This is a genomic window from Aquabacterium sp. CECT 9606 (assembly GCF_918741295.1).
In the GTDB taxonomy this organism is placed as follows: Bacteria; Pseudomonadota; Gammaproteobacteria; order Burkholderiales; family Burkholderiaceae_C; genus Aquabacterium.
The window spans coordinates 471,035-490,077 of the sequence record NZ_CAKKNB010000002.1 but is presented as its reverse complement, the minus strand read 5'-3'; the positions used below and the strand labels follow the sequence as shown (position 1 = coordinate 490,077).

Annotated in this window: 16 protein-coding genes; 8 read left to right on the top strand and 8 right to left on the bottom strand. The window is 66.6% G+C overall.

What is annotated here, in order from left to right; genetic code table 11:
• Nucleotides 1–10: 10 nt before the first annotated feature.
• The 6 genes from LQ232_RS09940 to LQ232_RS09915 all read right to left on the bottom strand — a co-directional run bounded on the left by LQ232_RS09940 (nucleotide 11) and on the right by LQ232_RS09915 (nucleotide 8,120).
• Nucleotides 11–2,554 carry a cation-translocating P-type ATPase gene (locus LQ232_RS09940; RefSeq protein ID WP_230180161.1) on the bottom strand — a complete coding sequence of 848 codons (2,544 nt, stop codon included), beginning with the start codon at nucleotides 2,552–2,554 and terminating at the stop codon, nucleotides 11–13.
• Between the two features lie 2 nt (nucleotides 2,555–2,556).
• Nucleotides 2,557–4,290 carry an alpha/beta hydrolase gene (locus LQ232_RS09935; protein ID WP_230180160.1) on the bottom strand — a complete coding sequence of 578 codons (1,734 nt, stop codon included), beginning with the start codon at nucleotides 4,288–4,290 and terminating at the stop codon, nucleotides 2,557–2,559.
• A 22-nt stretch (nucleotides 4,291–4,312) separates the two neighbouring features.
• Nucleotides 4,313–5,389, bottom strand: a complete 1,077-nt coding sequence (locus tag LQ232_RS09930) for an NAD(P)-dependent alcohol dehydrogenase (RefSeq protein WP_230180159.1) — start codon at nucleotides 5,387–5,389, stop codon at nucleotides 4,313–4,315.
• Nucleotides 5,390–5,452: 63 nt separating this feature from the next.
• A complete protein-coding gene (locus tag LQ232_RS09925) occupies nucleotides 5,453–6,346 on the bottom strand; it encodes an NAD-dependent protein deacetylase (RefSeq protein ID WP_230180158.1) in 894 nt (297 codons plus the stop codon).
• A gap of 26 nt (nucleotides 6,347–6,372) precedes the next feature.
• The gene (locus LQ232_RS09920) at nucleotides 6,373–7,485 is read right to left on the bottom strand and encodes an alkene reductase (RefSeq protein WP_230180157.1); all 1,113 of its coding nucleotides are present in this window, start codon (nucleotides 7,483–7,485) and stop codon (nucleotides 6,373–6,375) included.
• Nucleotides 7,486–7,526: 41 nt separating this feature from the next.
• Nucleotides 7,527–8,120 carry a TetR/AcrR family transcriptional regulator gene (locus LQ232_RS09915; protein WP_230180156.1) on the bottom strand — a complete coding sequence of 198 codons (594 nt, stop codon included), beginning with the start codon at nucleotides 8,118–8,120 and terminating at the stop codon, nucleotides 7,527–7,529.
• Between the two features lie 172 nt (nucleotides 8,121–8,292).
• Here LQ232_RS09915 and LQ232_RS09910 point away from each other — a divergent pair, with 172 nt between their 5' ends.
• From LQ232_RS09910 to LQ232_RS09875, 8 genes are all read left to right on the top strand, one after another.
• On the top strand, nucleotides 8,293–9,939 hold the full coding sequence (locus LQ232_RS09910; RefSeq protein ID WP_230180155.1) for a DUF4331 domain-containing protein: 1,647 nt from the start codon (nucleotides 8,293–8,295) through the stop codon (nucleotides 9,937–9,939).
• 11 nt (nucleotides 9,940–9,950) lie between these two features.
• Entirely contained in the window at nucleotides 9,951–10,223 is a 273-nt protein-coding gene (locus tag LQ232_RS09905; protein ID WP_230180154.1) for a hypothetical protein, read from the top strand.
• Nucleotides 10,224–10,251: 28 nt separating this feature from the next.
• Nucleotides 10,252–11,382, top strand: coding sequence for a hypothetical protein (locus LQ232_RS09900; protein ID WP_230180153.1), 1,131 nt, complete (start codon nucleotides 10,252–10,254; stop codon nucleotides 11,380–11,382).
• The gene (locus tag LQ232_RS09895; RefSeq protein WP_230180152.1) at nucleotides 11,379–12,590 is read left to right on the top strand and encodes a HupE/UreJ family protein; all 1,212 of its coding nucleotides are present in this window, start codon (nucleotides 11,379–11,381) and stop codon (nucleotides 12,588–12,590) included. Before LQ232_RS09900 ends, LQ232_RS09895 begins: the two co-directional genes overlap by 4 nt.
• Before the next feature lie 17 nt (nucleotides 12,591–12,607).
• Entirely contained in the window at nucleotides 12,608–13,228 is a 621-nt protein-coding gene (locus LQ232_RS09890; RefSeq protein ID WP_230180151.1) for a sigma-70 family RNA polymerase sigma factor, read from the top strand.
• 1 nt (nucleotide 13,229) lies between these two features.
• Complete coding sequence (locus LQ232_RS09885; RefSeq protein ID WP_230180150.1) at nucleotides 13,230–13,898, top strand: anti-sigma factor domain-containing protein; 669 nt, start codon at nucleotides 13,230–13,232, stop codon at nucleotides 13,896–13,898.
• Nucleotides 13,899–13,918: 20 nt separating this feature from the next.
• Complete coding sequence (locus tag LQ232_RS09880; protein WP_230180149.1) at nucleotides 13,919–14,584, top strand: ion channel; 666 nt, start codon at nucleotides 13,919–13,921, stop codon at nucleotides 14,582–14,584.
• Nucleotides 14,585–14,688: 104 nt separating this feature from the next.
• Nucleotides 14,689–16,557, top strand: a complete 1,869-nt coding sequence (locus tag LQ232_RS09875; RefSeq protein WP_230180148.1) for an ATP-binding protein — start codon at nucleotides 14,689–14,691, stop codon at nucleotides 16,555–16,557.
• A gap of 21 nt (nucleotides 16,558–16,578) precedes the next feature.
• On the opposite strand, the gene LQ232_RS09870 is transcribed toward LQ232_RS09875, so the two are convergent.
• Complete coding sequence (locus LQ232_RS09870) at nucleotides 16,579–17,292, bottom strand: YebC/PmpR family DNA-binding transcriptional regulator (RefSeq protein ID WP_230180147.1); 714 nt, start codon at nucleotides 17,290–17,292, stop codon at nucleotides 16,579–16,581.
• Nucleotides 17,293–17,340: 48 nt separating this feature from the next.
• A complete protein-coding gene (locus LQ232_RS09865) occupies nucleotides 17,341–19,041 on the bottom strand; it encodes an ATP-binding protein (RefSeq protein WP_230180146.1) in 1,701 nt (566 codons plus the stop codon).
• Nucleotides 19,042–19,043: the final 2 nt, after the last annotated feature.

Sequence of the window (19,043 nt, the reverse complement as noted above, 5' to 3'; positions counted from 1 at the left end):
ATGGGTGATATTACGGCCCCGCAGGCCGTGCGGGTTGACGTGAATCAAGCGCCCTGACCGCCATCAGCGCGGGCCACAGCACGACGCCCACCAAGGCGCAGGCTGCCGCGGCCTGCGCCCCGGGCCAGGCCAGTCCAAACAGGCCGCGCAGCCAAGGCCAGGACAGGATCAGTGCCAACACCAGGCCGGTGCCGCCGACCACGGCCCACATCGCATGGTTGGCCTGCCCACCGGCACGGCGGCCCAGGATCAACGCCATGTTGCCCAGCACCAGCGTGGAAAAGCTCAGGGCCCGGACCTGCGCCACATCGTCGCTCTGGTGTTGGGCCCATGCATGGACCGACAGCACCGCCGACAACAAGAGCAAGCCCTGGAACACCCAAGGCCAGATGCCCGAGGCGCCAAACAAGGAGGTGGGACCGCGCCGAGGCGGCTCGCGCATGGCCCGGGCTTCTTCGGGCTCGGCCTCGAAGGCGATCGAGCAGGCCGGATCGATCATCAGCTCCAGGAAGGCGACGTGGATGGGCAACAGCATCAGCGGCCCGCCCGTCAGCACGGGGAACATGGCCAGGCCCGCGATGGGGATGTGCACTGCCACGATGTAGCCGCTGGCCTTGGTCAGGTTGGCGTAGATGCGGCGGCCCAAGCCGATCGCCTCGACGATGGACGAAAAACGGTCATCGGTCAGGATGAGGTCGGACGCCTCGCGGGCCACGTCGGTGCCCCGGCCGCCCATGGCGATACCGATGTCCGCCGCGCGCAAGGCGGGCGCATCGTTGACCCCATCGCCCGTCATGGCCACCACCTCGCCGCGGGCCTGCAAGGCCCGGACGATGCGCAGCTTGAGTTCCGGTGTGGCCCGCGCGATGACGTGCGTGGCCTGCATCGCCTCGCGCAACTGGACATCGTCCATCTGGGCCACCTCGGCACCGGTCAGGCAACCCAAGGTGCCATCAACCGTACCAATGCCGGCCTGGTGGGCAATGCTGCTGGCCGTGGCCGGGTAGTCGCCGGTGATCATGATGATGCGGATGCCCGCTTGGCGACATTGCGCCATGGCGTGGGGCACCTCGGCCCTCACCGGGTCGGCCAGGGCGATCAGGCCAACGAACTCGAAGTCAAAATCGTGCACTGACTCGGCCAATGGGCCCAAGGGCGTCCGGGCCCGCGCCACGCCCAGCACGCGCAAGCCTTGTCCCGCCATGCGCTGCACCTGGGCCAGCAGCGCCTGCACCTGATCGGGCGGCAGGTGGCACAGGCTGGCGATCGCTTCGGGGGCGCCCTTGGTGGCGATCAATTGGTGATCGGCGCCCGGGGCTTGCCAAACCCGCGAGACGGCCAGCAGCTCCGGCGCCAAGGGGTACTCTCGCGTCAAGGTCCAGTCTTCGCGAAGAGATCCTGCCGGCTTGACCGCGTGGATCGCCACTTCCATGGGATCGAAGGGCTCGCGGCGGCTGGCCAGCACTGCCAGGTCCACCAGTTCTGCAAACCGAGGTGGCCACTGGCCTGTGTCGTCCAGGGTCCATTCCTGGTCCAGCGCATCGGTCAAGGCCAGCCGGACCACGCGCATGCGGTTTTCGGTGAGGGTGCCGGTCTTGTCCACGCACAGCACCGTCGCCGCCCCCAAGGTTTCCAGGGCCGGCATGCGCCGCGTGAGGACATGGCGGCGCGACATGCGCCAGGCGCCCAGGGCCAGGAAGATGGTCAGCACCACCGGGAACTCTTCGGGCAACAAGGCCATGGACCAGGCGATGGCGGCCAGCGCAGCCTGAACCCAATCGCCACGGGTCAGGCCCATGATCAGCAGGACCGCCACGCCCAGCACCAGCACACCGGCCGCCACGCCTCGAACCATGCGGCGGGTGGCTTCCTGCAAGGGCGTGCGCCCGGTCTCAATCAGACTGAGCGCGCCGCCGATGCGGCCAATCTCGCTGTGGGCGCCAGTTGCCAGCACCTGGGCGAAGCCCTGGCCCTGCACCACCAGGGCGCCAGAGAACACGCAGCAGGCACTGTCATCACCGAGGGGTGCCATGGACCAGGGCCCTGGCAGGGTGGTGGCCTGCTTGTCCACCGGCACGGACTCGCCAGTGAGCAGTGATTCATCGGTCTGCAGGTTGTTGGCCTGGACCAGCACGCCATCGGCGGGCACGCGGTCACCTTCGAGCAGCACCATCAGATCGCCGGGCACCAGCGCCTGGGCATCGATGCGCTGCCGCTGGCCATCGCGGATGACCAGGGCCCGGGGGCTGGCCAGGTCCTTGAGTGCATCCAGGGCCCGCTCCGTGCGCCGCTCCTGCACCAGGGTGATGCCCATCACGGCCACCACCGACACCATCAGGGCCAGGCCCTCCTGCCAATCACCGATCAGGAAGTACAGCACCAGGCAGGCCATGAGCAACAGGAACATGGGCTCGCGCGCCACCTCCAGCGCCGAACGCCACAGTGGCCGCGTCTGCTGGATGGCCAGCGCATTGGGGCCATGGGTCTGGCGCAGCGCCAGGGCTTGCTGGGTGCTCAGGCCGCCCACGAGGCCAGCGGGGGGCTCACCGGCCATGGCTAACGCACCCGCACGTATTGCCCCGGCGCATCCCCCAACGGCGGCAACCCCTTGGAGACATTGCCCATGGCAGGCGGCTTGCCCAGCTTGCCGGAATGCGCCACCAACCAGGCCTGCCAGGCCGACCACCACGATCCCTCATGGTGCCCGGCCGTGTTCAGCCAGGTGTCGGGGTCCATGTATTTGTCGCCCTCGGGACGGGTGTGCAGCTGGTAGGTGCGGCCCGCGTGGCCGGGCTCGCTGACGATGCCGGCGTTGTGCCCACCGCTGACCAGCGCGAAGGTCAGGGACGCCCCTGTGAGCAAATGCAGCTTGTAGACCGAGCGCCAGGGTGAGATGTGATCCTTCACGGTGCTCACCGAGAAAATGGGCACGCGGATGTCGGACAAGGCCACCGGCCGGCCCTCCACCTCGTAACTGCCATGGGCCAGGTCGTTGTGCAGGTACAGGCTGCGCAGGTATTCCGAGTGCATGCGGTACGGCATGCGGGTGACGTCCTGATTCCACGCCATCAGATCATTGAGCGGCTGGCGGGTGCCCAGCAGGTAGTCCCGCACCAGGCGCGACCACAGCAGATCACGCGTGTTCAGGTAGGTGAAGCTGCCACCCATTTGCGGCCCTTCCAACACCCCTTGCTCCCACATGAGGTCGTCCAGGTAGGTGAGCTGGCTGTCGTCGATGAACAGGGACAACTCGCCCGGTTCTTCAAAGTCAGTCTGCGTGGCCAGCAGGCTCAAGGTGGCCAGGCCATCTTGCCCATCGCGCGCCCAGGTCGCGGCCGCGATGGACAGCAGGGTGCCGCCCAGGCAATAGCCCACGCCATGCACCTTGCGGCCCGGCATCAGTCGCTGGACGGTTTTCAACGCGGCCACCGGCCCCAGCTGCAGGTAGTCGTCCATGCCCAGCGCGCGGTCGGCGGCCGTGGGGTTGCGCCATGACAGGATGAACACCGTGTGCCCCTGCCCCACCAAGTAGCGCACCAGCGAGTTGTGTGGCGACAGGTCCAGGATGTAGTACTTCATGATCCACGAAGGCACGATGAGGATCGGCTCGGGGTGGACCTTGGCCGTGGTGGGCGCGTACTGGATCAGTTCGATGAGATCGTTGCGGAACACCACCTGGCCTGGCGTGACCGCCACATGCTGGCCCACGGCGAAATCGGCCGGCTCGCTGGTGCCGTGATCACGCTTGAGCGCCCGCGCCAGGTCTTCGGCGGCGTTGAAAGCGCCGCGCCACAGGTTGAGGCCCAGCTCATTGCAGGTGGCATCCCAGGCCTCGGGGTTGGTGGCCAGGAAGTTGGACGGCGCGAGCATGTCCAGCGCCTGCCGGGCATTGAAGGTCACCACGTCCTGGTGGTGCTGGGTCACGCCGCGCACGTCGGTGGTGGCGTTGTGCCACCACTGCTGCGTCAACAAAAAGCCTTGCGCTATCACGTTGAAAGGCCACTGGCACCAGGCCGGGTCGTCAAAGCGGTGGTCTTGGGGCAAGGGCTCGATGCAGGGCTTGGCGGGGCCCGTGGACGGCAAGGCCAGCTCGGCCAAGCGCAGCCATTGCTGGACAGCCTTGCGCACCAGCGCCTGCTGCTTGCCCGGCGCGATGGCCAGGTGCACAGCCCAATCAAGGTAAGCCAACAAGAACGAGGCCGGTGACAGGCCCTGGGTGAGGCGGCCCAAGACCGCGTGGGCCGCCCGGTCCAGGTCCAGCACCGGCGAAGGGGGGTGGGGATCTCTCATGCTCATCAATGAAGGCTTTCCGTCAAGGCGTGATCGCCACCTTGAGCACGCCATCCCGCTGGTGGCCAAACAACTCGTAGGCCGCTTCGATGTCATCCAGCTTGAAGCGGTGCGTGACCATGGCGCTCAGGTCGACCCGGCCCGTCTCGATCACCGACATCAAACGGCGCATGCGCTCTGAACCACCCGGGCACAAGGAGGTGATGATCTTGTGGTCGCCCAGGCCGGCCGCGAAAGCGCCCAGCGGGATCTTGAGGTCGGTGGAATACACGCCCAGGCTGGACAAGGTACCACCGGGGCGCAGCACTTTCAAGCAAGCCTCGAAGGTGGCTTGCGTGCCCAGAGCCTCGATGGCCACGTCCACACCACGCCCGCCCGTCAGCCGCATGATTTCGTCCACCGGGTCCACGCGCGTGCTGTCGATCACGTGGTCGGCGCCCATGTGGTGGGACACCACCAACCTTTGGGCCAGGCGGTCCACGCCAATGACGGTGGTGGCCCCGCTCAACTTGGCGCCCGCGGTGGCGCACAGGCCGATGGGGCCTTGCGCGAACACCGCCACGGTGTCGCCAATGCGGATGCCTGCGCGCTCGGCACCACTGAAACCGGTGGACATGATGTCCGGACACATCAGCACCTGCTCGTCGCTCAGGCCATCGGGCACGGGGGCCAGGTTGGCCATGGCATCGGGCACCAGCACGTACTCGGCCTGGCAGCCATCGATGGTGTTGCCGAACTTCCAGCCGCCCATCAGCTTGAAGCCATGGCGCGTGCCCGCGCCGTCTTGCGAACCCACGCCGCATTGGCAGGCACTGCTCCAACCACTGGGGGTGATGGCCCCGGCGATGACACGTTGCCCCTCCTGGAAGCCGCTCACCGCCGAGCCCAGCTTGTGGATGATGCCGACGGGTTCGTGGCCAATGGTCAGGCCGCGCGCCACCGGGTATTCGCCCTTGAGGATGTGCACATCGGTGCCACAGATGGTCGTGGTGGTGACCTTGATCAAGGCGTCCAGCGGGCCCACATCGGGCACCGGCTTGTCGTCCAGCACGATGCGGCCGGGCTCTACAAAGATCGCTGCTTTCATCATCGTGGCCATGGTCTGCTCCTGCCCAGTTCAAGGAAAAGCCAGTCTAGGCAGGCCCGGCCAGATCGTCCAGGGCTAAGGTGCCCGGGCTTGACCAGCGTCAAGGCTGGCGTTCAAAAGCAGCGTCAGCGCCTCGCTGCAGTCGAGCTCCAGCTTGGCCGACAACAAGGGATCGGCCCGCGTGGCGCCCTGGTTGAAGGCCACCACGGGCTTGCCCAGGCGGTGCGCCTGTTCGGCGAAGCGAAAGCCCGAATACACCGACAACGAAGAACCCACCACCAGCAAGGCCGATGCGCCTTCCAGGGCTTGGCTGGCCGCCGCCACGCGGTCGCGCGGCACGTTGTCGCCAAAGAAGACAACGTCGGGTTTGAGCACCCCCTGGCAGGCGGGGCAGGCCGGCACCTGGAAGGCAGCGTAGTGCTGGTCTTCCAGGTGGGCATCGCCATCGGGCGCGGCCTGGACAACCGCCGGCGGCATGGGCTGGAAAGCCGGATTGTGGGCTTGCAGCAGCGCCTGCACCTGGGCCCGGGGATAACACTGCTGGCACAACAGGCACCGCACGCGGGCAATGCTGCCGTGCAGCTCGATCACCGCCTGGCTGCCGGCATGGTGGTGCAGGCTGTCCACGTTCTGGGTGATCACCGTGCTGATCAGGCCCCGCTTTTCAAGCTGGGCCATGGCCTGGTGGCCGGCATTGGGTTCGGCCCGCGACATGGTTGGCCAACCCACGAAACTGCGGGCCCAGTAACGGCGGCGCGTGGCCTCACAGGCCAGGAATTCCTGGTGCTGGATGGGCTTGGAATGCAGCCATTGCCCGTGTCGATCGCGGTAGGCCGGGATGCCGCTGCCGGTGCTGAGCCCCGCGCCCGTGAGCGCCACCCAAGGACCTGCGCCCAACAAGGCGAGCATGGTCGCGGTGTCGGGCGCAGAAGCCGTCAAGGGGACGGCGGTTGAAGCGGTGGCGGGCATCCGCTCAGGATACCCGTTCAGCCTCCTCAGGCAGGCAAGGCCGGGTAATCGGTGTAGCCATGCGCGCCCACGCCACCATACAGCGGCGCGTCCTTGAACAACTCGTTCAGCGGCGCGTTTTCCTTGAAGCGGCGCGGCAGGTCGGGGTTGGTCAACATCAGGCGGCCAAAGGACACCAGATCCGCCTTGCCCGAGGCCACCACGTCCACGGCCATGGCCTTGTCGTAGCCGTTGTTCAGCATCCAGACGCCGTCGTACAACTTGCGCAACGCTTCGTAGTCGAATGGGGCGATGTCGCGCGGGCCACCGGTGGCCCCTTCAACGATGTGCAGGTACACGGGCTTGAGCTTGTTCAACTCGCGCACCACGTGCTCGAACAAAGGCTGCGGGTTGCTCTCGCTGGAATCGTTGACGGGCGAGACCGGCGACAGGCGCACGCCCACCTTGTCGGCACCGATCTCGTCGATCACGGCGGCCATCACCTCGACCAGGAAGCGGGCGCGGTTCTCGATGCTGCCGCCATAGCGGTCGGTTCGCTTGTTCGAGCCATCGCGCAGGAAGGCGTCGAGCAGGTAGCCGTGGGCGCCGTGGACCTCGATGCCGTCAAAGCCAGCTTCGATGGCGTGGCGGGCCGCCGTGCGGAAGTCGTTGACGATGCCCGCGATCTCTTCGGTTTCCAAAGCGCGGGGCACGGACGTGTCGACATAGCCTTGGCCGGGGATGTAGGTCTTGGCGTTGGCGCGGATGGCCGAGGGCGCGACGGGGGCCTTCTCACCCGGCTGGAAGGCCGTGTGCGACATGCGGCCGGTGTGCCACAGCTGCACGAAGATGCGGCCACCACGGGCGTGCACTTCATCGGTCACTTTCTTCCAGGCGGCGATCTGCTCGGGGCTGTGCACGCCAGGGGTGGCGTTGTAGCCCTGGGCCTGCGCAGACACCTGGGTGGCCTCGGCAATGATCAGGCCGACCGAGGCGCGCTGGGCGTAGTACTCGACGGTCAGGGGGCCGGGCACGTTGCCGGCTTCGGCGCGGTTGCGCGTCAAGGGGGCCATCACCATGCGGTTGGCCAGGCTGATGCCGCCCAATTGGAAAGGCTGGAACAGCGCGGCATCAGGAGAGGTGTGATCGGGGGCAGACATGCAATGGACTCCTAAATGGAAAGCGGGAAAAGCCCGTGTGGTCAGGGCAGGAAGAATTTGTCGAGCAAGAGGTGGCGCACCTCGTGCAAAGGCCGCACGCTGTGCTCGACCTTGCTGCGCAGCACGGCGCCCTCCCAGGCATCCCAGAAGAAATTGGCCAGCGCCTGGGCGTCCACGTCATCGCGGACCTCGCCGGCCTGCTGGGCTGCCAAGATCAAAGCGGCCAGGCGGTCACGCCAATCGCGCAGCACGTCCGACAGCACGGCGCGGCAGGTCTCGCTGGCCTCAACGACTTCAGCCGCGAAATTGCCCACCAGGCAGCCTTGGCAACCCGTCCGGTCGTGGTGCTGGATGAATTGGCCAAACACGTGGTGGATGGCGGCCACCGGGGTGGGTGGCGCATCTTTCAGCGCCGCGCTCCAGGCGTCGCCCGTCCATTTGGCGTAGTTGCGCAGGATCTGCGCGGCAAAGGCTTCTTTGCTGTCGAAGTGGTTGTAGAACGAACCCTTGGGCACCCCGGCCTTGTCGGTGATCTGCTGGATGCCGGTGGCGTTGTAGCCCTGCAGTTGGAACAGGGCGTAGCCCGCGTCGCTCAAGCGGCGGGGGATGTCGGTGGGGTCTGCAGTGCGGGCCATGGACAAACTATATGACCGGTCGTCTTGGAATGATGGGCGCGCGATTTAAGCCCTTTGACGAGCAAGGGATTCACCGCAGCGCTTTTTTTAGGCCCTCCGTGCATCCGTTCACGAATTGGCGGCGTAAGGGATGCAGCAGTCATTCGTCCACCCCTTCGTTCAGGAGCCTGTCATGCCCATCAACCCACGCCCTGCGCTGTCCCTGCGGCCCACCCTGGTCGCCTGCGCTCTGTCGCTGCTGGCCCCCGCCGCCATGGCCTCCAGCCATCGCGAAGCGCCCTTCATCACCACCGTGCCCAAGATCGACGCCACCGACTTCTACATGTTCAACAGCTACGAAGGCGTGGCCAGCGATGGCTCCGGAGGCAAGAGCGCCTTCGTGACGCTGATCGCCAACTACCTGCCTTTGCAGGACGCCTATGGCGGCCCGAACTACTTCTCGCTGGACCCGAACGCGCTGTACGAGATCCACGTGGACAACAACGGCGACGCGGTCGAGGACATCACCCTCCAGTTCCGCTTCAAGAACACCTTGAACGCCTCGGGCGCCGGCATCACCCTGCCCATCGGCGCAGCAGGCGCCAAGAAGAACGTGGCCATCCCGCTGCGACAGGCGGGGGGCATCTCTGGCGTGGCCGGCGACCCCGTGAGCTTCGCCGAGACCTACGAGATGTTCATCGTGCGGGGCGATCGCCGCACGGGTGCGCGCCAGCAAATCAGCATCGCCAGCGGCAGCCCCACGGGCGCGTCGGGCACCACCTTCACCAAGCCGATCGACTACATTGGCGAGAAGACCCTGGGTGATGCCGCCGCTTACGAGGCTTACGCCAACAAGTACATCTACAACATCACCATCCCTGGCTGCAGCGCGCCTGGTCGCGTCTTTGTGGGCCAGCGCAAGGAAGCCTTCTCGGTCAACCTGGGCCGCATCTTCGACCTGGTCAACGCGCCCGCCAGCGTCATCACCAACGAGGCCAATGCCAAGGCCCTGAATGGCACCAACGACATCAACGAGTTCGGCGAGTTGTCGGACAAGAACGTGACCTCGCTGGCCGTTGAGATGCCCGCCAGTTGCCTGACCGCCTCGACCACCGACAAGGTGATCGGCGCCTGGACCACGGCCAGCCTGCGCCAGGCCCGCTTGCTCGATGGCAAGCCCAAGTCAGGCCTGCAGACCAGCGAGCGGACCGGTGGCGCCTGGACGCAGGTCTCACGCCTGGGCATGCCCCTGGTCAACGAGGTGGTGATCGGCTTGAAGGACAAAGACAAGTTCAACGCCTCCAAGCCCAAGGACGACGCGGCCAACTTCGCGGACTACGTGACCCACCCGACCTTGCCCGCGCTGATCCAGGTGCTGTTCCCCACCGCCGTGGCGCCCACCAACTTTCCCCGCAAGGATTTGATGACGGCCTTCCTGACCGGCTTGCCCACGCTGAACCGCCCCGCCCACATCACCGACCTGACCGGAGCGGATGCCAACCGCCGCGGCCCGCTGGCCGAGATGCTGAGGCTGAACACGGCCATCGCCCCAAGGCCGCTGGCTTCTCAAAATCCCCTGGGCGTGGCGGCGGGTGACAACGCGGGCTTTCCCAATGGCCGCCGCCTGGGCGATGACGTGGTCGATGTGTCGCTGCGCGTGGCCATGGGCGCGCTGTGCACCCTGACGGGTTCAGGCGATGCCTTGAAGGTGGGCTGCACGCCCAGCGATGCGCCTGTGGGTGGCCTCGGCTTCAACGACGCGGTGCGCGCCAACCCACTGCACTTCAAGAACGCCTTCCCCTACCTGAACGCGCCGCTGCCTGGCGCGAAGAACCTGTGAGGAGCCTGACCATGACTCGCCTGCACCAACTGCTCTTGGCCACCGCGGCCGCCACCATATTGGTGGCCTGCGGTGGGGGTGATGATCCCAACCGCCCCACCACCACCCCGGCCGATGTCACCGCACAAGTGCCTCCGGCCGCCGTCACCTCACCTGACGTGGCCACGGCGTATGTCGGCGATCTGTCGGCCGTGCCCCCGGCCACCTCGGACGCGCTGGAGCCGGTCGCCGTGCCCGAGGTGCTGGCATCCGACGACACGGCCGAGCCCACCATGGTGAACTGATCGGCCGCCCATGAAGCAGGGGGTGTTCATGGCGCTCATGCTCGTCACCTTGGTGGCGGGCCTGGCCCATGGCGCCCCCTTTGTGCCCCAGGCCGACAGCGAGGTGATCGAGACCCTGCGCGAGCGCCCCTTGTCGGATGAAGAGCGCGCTTGGCGTGGCCTGCGCGCCCAAGCCCGCCAGAACCCGAACGACGTTGCCTTGGCCGCCCGGCTGGCACGCCAGGCCATCGAGGTCTCCCGTCGGGACGGCGACCCCCGTTGGATGGGCCAAGCCCAAGGCGCCCTGCAAGTTTGGTGGAGCTTGCCCGCACCACCCGTGCCGATCCGCCTGCTGCGCGCCAGCATCTTGCAGAACCAGCATGACTTCGAACCCGCCCTGCGCGACCTGGAGGCCGTGCTTCGGCACGACCGCGCCAACGCCCAGGCCTGGCTGACGCGCGCCTCCATCCTGCAGGTGCTGGGCCGCTACGAAGAGGCCCGAACCTCGTGTGATGCCTTGCTCGGCATCGGCGCACCCTGGCATGGCCAGGCTTGTGCGCTGGAGCTGTCCAGCCTGCAAGGACAAGGCGAACAAGCCCGACTTTCCTTGCAGGCCTTGATTCGCCAAGCCCCGCCCCACCTGCACCCCTGGCTGAACCTGATCCAAGCCGAGCTGGCCGAACGCCTGGGCCGCCGCGCTGAGGCCCAGGCCTTGTATCGGCACTTGCTCAGCACCGCGCCAGACGCCTACACCGAAGGGGCCTATGCCGACCTGTTGCTGGACCAGGGCCTAGCGCGCGAAGTGATCAAGCGCCTTGAAACACAGCAACGCAACGATGGCCTGCTGCTGCGCCTGGCGCTGGCTTATGCCCAGACCCAGGACACGCGCCTGGACGCCACCGTGCAAGCCCTGCGCGCCCGCTTCAACGCCGCGCGCGAACGGGGTGACTCGGTGCACCGCCGCGAGGAAGCGCGCTTTGCCCTGCACCTGCTCAAACGCCCCGACACCGCTTTGCAGCTGGCCCAGGCCAACTGGGCCGTGCAGAAGGAACCCGCCGATGCGCGCATCCTGCTGGAAGCCGCCCATGCTGCTGGGAAAGCCGCCGCCGCCCAGCCAGTGCGCGATTTCATCGCCCAGGCGTGCTGGGCCGACCAGCGCCTGAAACCCTGGCTGCGATGAAGAACTTCAAATTCAAGCTGTTGCTGCTGGCCCTGGCCTTGCTGCTGCTGTGCAGCCTCGCTCAAGCGCACAAGCCCAGCGACAGCTACCTCACCTTGACCCTGCGGGATACCGGCCAGGTGGATGTGAACTGGCACATTGCCCTGCGTGACCTGGACACCGAGTTGAGCCTGGACCACGACGACGATGGCCAACTCACCTGGGGCGAAGTGCGCCCCCGCTGGTCCGAGCTGATGAACTTCGCCCGCCCCACCTTGAGCTTGCGCCATGAAGGCCAAGACTGCACCCCCCTGGCCGCCCCGCTACCCGAACCCCAGATCGACACCCACACTGACGGCCGCTACGCGGTTTTGCGCTGGACCGTCCAATGCCCTTTGGCGCCAGGGCATGCCTGGCACGGCCTGGACATCGACTACCGCCTGTTCGCCCTCACCGACCCCACGCACCGGGGCATCGTGCATTGGGCCGCCGCCTCCGGCGAAGCAGGCACCCTGGTGCTGGGCACGCCCAGGCCTAGGCAAGCGCTGGCCTTCCACGGCAACTCACCGCCATCGTTCTGGCCCAGCCTGTGGCGCTTCGTGCTGGACGGCATGCACCACATCGCGATCGGCACCGACCACATCCTGTTCCTGATGTCGCTGCTGCTGGTCTCGGTGTGGCAGCGTCCGGGGCCAGCGCGCTGGTGGCCACCGATGGCGGGCTGGCGCCCCCGCCCAAGCTGGGGCGCCTCGATCGGCGAAGTGCTGCGCCTGGTCACCGCCTTCACGGTGGCCCACTCCCTCACCTTGGGGCTGGCCGCCTTCGGGGTCTTGTCGCCGCCCTCGCGCTGGGTCGAATCGCTGATCGCGCTCAGCGTGCTGCTGGCCGCGCTCGACAACCTGCTGCCCTTGCTGCGCGCGCCGCGTTGGACCGTGGTGTTCGGCTTTGGCCTGGTGCACGGCTTTGGCTTTGCCGGGGCCTTGCAGGACCTGGGCTTGTCGGGCAGCGACCTGGCCGCGCCGCTGTTGGGTTTCAACCTGGGTGTTGAACTGGGCCAACTGGCGCTGGTGTCGGTGACCTTGCCGATCATCGGACTGCTGCGCCGCACCCCGTTATACCGCTGGGTACTCGTCGGGGGCGGCTCCATGCTCATCGCCGCCATCGCCACCGTCTGGTTGATCGAGCGCGTGTTCGACACCACACTGAACATTGGGGTCCTGGGCTTTTAACGCTATCGTTGCACCCAATGACCTCATCCCCCTCTCCCGAGTCAGACGCGGCCACCCAAGAGCTGGGCCGGCTGCTCAGCCGCATCGCACTGGGCGATCGTGTGGCGTTTGCCACGCTTTACCGCCTCACCTCGGCGCGTCTGTTCGGCGTGGTGCTGCGTATACAAGCTGACAGAAGCGCTGCCGAAGATGTGCTTCAGGAGGTCTACGTGAACGTCTGGCGCGCCGCGCAATCTTTCAACCCCACGCTCAGCCAGCCTTTGACCTGGCTGCGCAGCATCGCGCGCAACCGGGCCATCGACAGCCTGCGCCGCAGCCAGACCTCGCCGTCAACCGTGACCGCCTACGTGGGCGCCGATGGTGAAGAAACCAGCCCACTGGACAAACTGCCCTCGGATCAACCCGGGCCCCTGGCTCTGCTGGAACAGGTCGCGGAGCAGCGCCAGCTGGCGCATTGCCTGCAAGGCTTGTCACGCGAGCAACGCCAAAGCCTGGCCCTGACCTACTACCAGGGCCTGTCGCACACCGAAGTGGCGCAGCACCTGGTGCAACCGCTGGGCACCGTCAAGAGCTGGGTGCGCCGCGGCCTGGCCGCGCTGAAAGACTGTCTGGAGCGGGCCTCGACGGCCCTGCGCTGACATGGACTACGCCCGCCCCTCATTGGCTGATCGCCTGGCCGCCGAATACGTGCTGGGCACCCTTCGGGGCCCGGCCCGCCGCCGCTTCGAGACCCTGCTGCTGGCCCACCCGAACCTGCGCGCGTCGGTGGCCGACTGGCAGCGCCGACTCGCGGTGCTGGAAGAGCCCATCGCCGAGCAGGCGCCTCCGCCGCACGTGTGGCGGTCCATCGAAACAAGGCTATTTGCCCAACCGGACGCATCGCCTTGGTGGCGGCGCCTGGGCCTGTGGCAAGGCCTCACCGGCGCGTTCGGCGCCGCCATCCTGGCCTTGGCCTTGCTACTGGCCACGCCTTCAAGCCAAGCGCCCCCCTTGCTGGTGGTGATGGGCGGTGAAGCGGGCCCGGCCAGCTTCGTGGCCAGCGTGAGTGCCGATGGTGCAAGCTTGGTGCTCAAGCCCGTGAACGGCGTGGCGCTGCAGCCTCAGCGCGTGCTGGAGTTGTGGTCCGTGCCGGACAAGGGTGCGCCGCGCTCACTGGGCGTCGTGGCTGCCGACAGGGCCACCACCGTCTTGCGGGCTCGGCTCCTGCAGAACACCGAGGCCTTGGCGGTGAGCGTGGAGCCCCTCGGCGGTTCGCCCACCGGCGCGCCCACCGGGCCGATCGTGTCCGTGGGCAAGTTGCGCACCTGAGGCACCGCACAATGCGGCCCATGCACTATGCCCATTTGCTCAACCTGACGCGCCGCCACCCTTCCGCCATCCTGCTGGTGGTGCAACTGGCGGGCTTGCTGCTCTACCCGTTCCTGGAGGACACGCCCGGCGCCCCCATCGCCTTGGGCGCATTCGGGATCTGCGTGCTGGTCATCACCACGCGCATGGTGCGCCGCACCCCAGGGCTGACCTGGATCAGCGTCTGCATCGCCCTGCCGGCCATCGCGATGCTGGCCCTGCAGGCCCTGCGCAACGACATGGACTGGCTGCTGCCTTGGTCAGCCGGGCTGGAGGCCGTGTTCTATTTCTACGCGGCCGGCAGCCTGATCGCCTACATGATGGAAGACATGCACGCCACGACCGACGAGCTGTTCGCGGCGGGCGCCACCTTCACCCTGCTGGTCTGGGGCTTCACCTACCTGTTCGTGATGCTGCAGGTTTTGCAACCGGGCAGTTTCCTGGCCGCGGTCAACCCCGATCAGCCCCGCAGCTGGACCGAGCTGATGTTCCTGAGCTTCGCGTTGCTGTCCAGCACAGGCATCGGGGATGTGATCCCCGTCAGGCCACCCGCGCGGGCGCTGGCCAGCATCGAGATGTTCACCGGCGTGATGTACTTGGCCGCCGTGGTGTCGCGCCTGATCGGGCTGACCTTGATCCGGCGCTGATCGCCCCACAGTGCAGAGCAGGGCAGGTTGTCGGGCAATTAAATTGGAAATGCGCAAGAATCGGTGCCCCGAGGAGTGATCATCCGTCACAAAAGGGAGGCTCGATGGTCCGATCATTGTCCGACGCCATTCGCCGCACTGGTTCGCAAACCAAAGTCGGCGTCGCCTTCTTTGTGCTGGCGCTGGTGCTTTTTTCCATCACGGGCGGGCTGTCCGGCCTGTCCGCCCGCCGCGAGGCCGAGCGCGCCAGCGGCGCGATGCTGGCCCAGTTGGCCGCGGCCATGGCGGCCCGCCTCGACGCCGATGTCGCCGAGCGCTTTCGCGAGATCCGCCGGCTCACCGAGATCGAAACGACGCTGGCACTCGACATGACGCCAGACCGCTGGCGCCGCACCCTGGAGCGTCTGCAAGCTTCGACCAAACATTACAGCTGGATCGGCGTGACCGACCTGGATGGCACCGTGCTGGCCTCGACCGGCGGGCTGTTGCAAGGGGCGAGCGTGCAGCAACGCCCGTGGTTCAAAGCGGGCCTGAACAAACCGTCGGTGCTGGATGTGCACGACGCCAAACTGCTGTCCAGCCTTTTGCCTGCCACAGCCACCGGCGAGCCCTACCGCTTCATCGACGTGGCCGCCCCACTGCGCGATCAAGGGCGCCAGCACAAGGGCGTGCTGGGCGCCCACTTGAACTGGGATTGGGCCGAGCAACGGCGCCGCGCCATGCTGGCCACGCTCGATGCCCGCCTGGCCCTGGACATCGTGATCGTGAACCGTCAAGGCCAGGCCGACCTGGGGCCCAAGGAACCTGCGCTGCGCGGCGTGTCGGCAGCCGAGCTGAGCTTGGCCCCGGTGGTGCGCACCTGGTCTGATGGCCGGCGATACCTCACGGCGGCCGGCTCCAGCCAGGCCGCGGACGACTACCCGGGCATGGGCTGGACCGTGGTGGTCCGCCAGCCGGTGGACATCGCCTTCGAGGCCGCGAACAGCTTGCAACGCCGCATCTGGATCTTTGGCGGCTTTGGCGCGCTGATATTCGGCGTGCTGGGTTGGTGGCTGGCGGGTGTGCTGAACGAGCCCCTGCGGCGGATCGCGGTGCGGGCCCGCGTGCTCACACCGTCGCCATCGACACTGGATCGGCCACCGGTCGGCGCCAACGAAGTGGACCAGGTCGCGGATTCGATCTCCAGGTTGATCGAGGAGCTTCGAAGCCGGGAGCAGGAGCTGCGCGAGTTCAACGAGCGCCTCGAACACATCATCCGCCAGCGCACCAGCGAACTCGAACAAAGCAACGCGGACCTGCAGAGCTTCACCAACAGCGTGTCGCATGACCTGCGCAGCCCCTTGGGCCAGATGGCGGTTCTGTTGCGCTTCATGTTGCAGCACGAAGGCGCCGACCTGCCGGCCGGGGTGAGCCGCAAGATCGAGATGGTGGCCGCCGAATGCGATCGCCTGCGACAGCTGTGCGAGGAGTTTCTGGACCTGGCCTTTGCGCAGCAGCGCAAGCTGGAACTGACCACCGTCGACATGGAGCAACTGGTGCAGTCCCTGGTGGCCGAGATCCAGTCCGCCTGGGAAGGCCACGCCCCGCAGGTGGTCGTGGGGCCCCTGCCCTCGGTCAAGGCCGACCCGGTGCTGTTGCGGCAGGTGTGGGCCAACCTGCTGTCCAATGCCTTCAAGTATTCATCCAAGGTGGCCGAGCCGCGGATCTTGGTCAGCGCGGTAAGCGAGGGGCCGAACGTGGTCTACACGGTGAAGGACAACGGGGCCGGCTTCAACGCCCAGGAGGCTTCGCGCCTGTTCGGCGCTTTCCAAAGGCTGCACGACAACCGCGATTTCAAGGGCGTGGGCATCGGCCTGTCCATCGTCAAGCGGGTGGTGCAGCGGCACCAAGGCCAGGTCTGGGCGGAGTCCGAACCGGGCCAGGGCGCTCGGTTTCACTTTTCCCTGCCGGCGGGCGAGGTGGGGGCCGCCTGAGGCTTGGCTTGGTGGCCTTGCTCAGCCCGCCAAGCCCGCGAACACGTTCTGCACGTCTTCGTTGGCGTCCAGGGCAGCCAGGAACACCTCCACCTCTTCGAGCGCCTCGGCGCTCAGGCTGGCCGGGTTGACGGGGTTTTTGGGTTTGTAGCCCAGCTTGGCCGACAGCACCGTGAAGCCCTGCGCCGGCAAGGCGCGGCTGACCAGGTCCAGGTCGGTGGGGTCGGTCAGGAACACCGTCACGCCCTCGTCCTCGCCGGGCTCCAGATCCTGTGCGCCAGCTTCGATGGCCGCCACCTCGGGGTCGGCGCCTGGGGCGGTGGGCTCGGCCTCGATCATGCCGACGTGGTCAAAATCCCAGGCCACCGAGCCCGAGGTGCCGAGCTGGCCCTTGCGGAACAGCACACGCATCTCAGACGCGGCGCGGTTCACGTTGTCGGTCAGGCATTCGACCATGACCGGCACGCGGTGCGGTGCAAAGCCTTCGTACACCACATGCTCGAAATGAACGGCCTCACCGGTCAGGCCGGCGCCCTTCTTGATCGCGCGATCCAGGGTGTCCTTGGGCATGGAGACCTTGCGCGCCTGCTCCACCACCAGGCGCAAGCGCGAGTTGGCGGCCGGGTCGGCGCCATGGCGCGCGGCGATCATGATGTCCTTGGACAGCTTGCCAAACAGCCTGCCTTTGGCATTGGCGGCCAGGTCCTTGTGTTTTGCTTTCCATTGCGCGCCCATGTCTCGTCGTCCTTTGCTTGCTGGGTGTTCGGACCGACATTGTCCACCTCAGCGCAGCAAGGCCACCATCTGCTTGATCAAATTCAGGGGACGCAGTGGCTTGGGGCAATGGGCATCGAATCCCGCCTTGATGGCCTGGGCCCGATCGCTGTCGCGCGCAAACGAGGTCAAGGCGATGGCCGCCAAATGCTGTGTGGGCATGCCAGATTCGCGCCTGCGCACCTCCCGGATCAGCTCGTAGCCATCCTTGCCAGCCATGCCGATGTCGCTGATCAGCACATCGGGCTTGAAGCTCTCCAACATCTCCAGCGCCTGATCAGCATGGTTGGCGGCGCACACGGTGGCACCCCGGTCGCCCAGGATGATGTGGAGCATGGCAGCGGCATCTGCGTCATCGTCAACGATCAGGACCTTGATTTGGCGCAGGGGCAGGTCGTCATGGCCGGTCGGTGCGCTCGGCTCATCGTCGCCCGCGGTCGTGGGCTCTTCCGCGGGATGAAGGGGCAACCACACCTCGAAGGTCGCGCCATGGCCCAGCCCTTCGCTGCGCACCGACAGCTCACCGCCATGGGCCTCCACCACCTGTTTCGCGATCGAGAGCCCCAGGCCCAGGCCGCCACGGTGCCGGTTGCTGGCCGCATCGCTCTGGGCGAATCGGTCAAACACAAAAGGCAGGAAATCCGCCGCGATGCCTTGCCCTGCGTCGGTGACCAGGATCCGCAAGCCGGTATCCAACTCGTCCAGCGAAACGCTCACGGTGCTGGCGCGGGGCGAGAACTTGATGGCGTTGCTGAGCAGATTCCAAACCACCTGCTGAAGCCTGGACGCGTCCGCTTGAATGGTGCGGTAAGCCGGGGCCAGGATCAGATCGACGTGGATGTCCTTGGCCTCGAAGGCGGGCCTCATGGCGTTGATGGCGGCGTCTATCTCCTGGACTGGGTCCAGCAACGACAGCGACAGCGGCAACTTGCCCAGGTTCAGGCGCGACATGTCCAGCAGGTCGGAAATCATGCGCGCCTGCGTGGCGCCGTTGCGCTGGATCACGGCCAAGCCACGCATGGTCTCGTCGGTCCCGCCCCGTTTCAGAAGAACGTGCGTCCAACCCATGATCGCGTTCAGCGGTGTTCGCAGTTCATGAGACAGCACCGCGATGAAATCGTCCTTCAGGCGGCTGACCTGCTCCGCTTCGCCCCGGGCAACACGCTCGCTGTCGAACAACTGCAAACGTTGTGCTTCCAACGCCACCCGCTCGGAAATGTCGGTGGCCAACATCATCGCGATCCCCGGCTCGATCTGCGTTGGCACGCTCCATTCCAGGTGCACGAGTCCACCCTGCGGCAACTGCATCGGCACCTTCTGGTTTTGCGATTCGGTGTCGCGGTTCAGCAAGAAGCCATCAAGCAGCGCCGCCCATTCCGGCAAACTGAACCCGCTCATTTTCTTGCCGACAACCTCGGCCATCCCTCGCTGCAAAAGCCTGAGCATGGCGGGATTGGCCCCGATCACCGTGCCGTCATCGCCAAGCAGCACGATCCCGATGGGCGCCTGAGAGTAGATCGTGTGGAACTTGGACTCACTGCGCTCGGAGGCCTGCCTGAGTTGTTCGGCCTGCATATCGAGTTCGGCATACAAGGCCACCACACCGGTGTTCGTCTCGTTCAGCTCTTCCCGAAGTTCCGCCAGTTCTTGGGTCTTCTCGGCCAAGGCATCCAGGGCTTGCTGGTACAGGTCAAGGTTAACGTCACCCATGG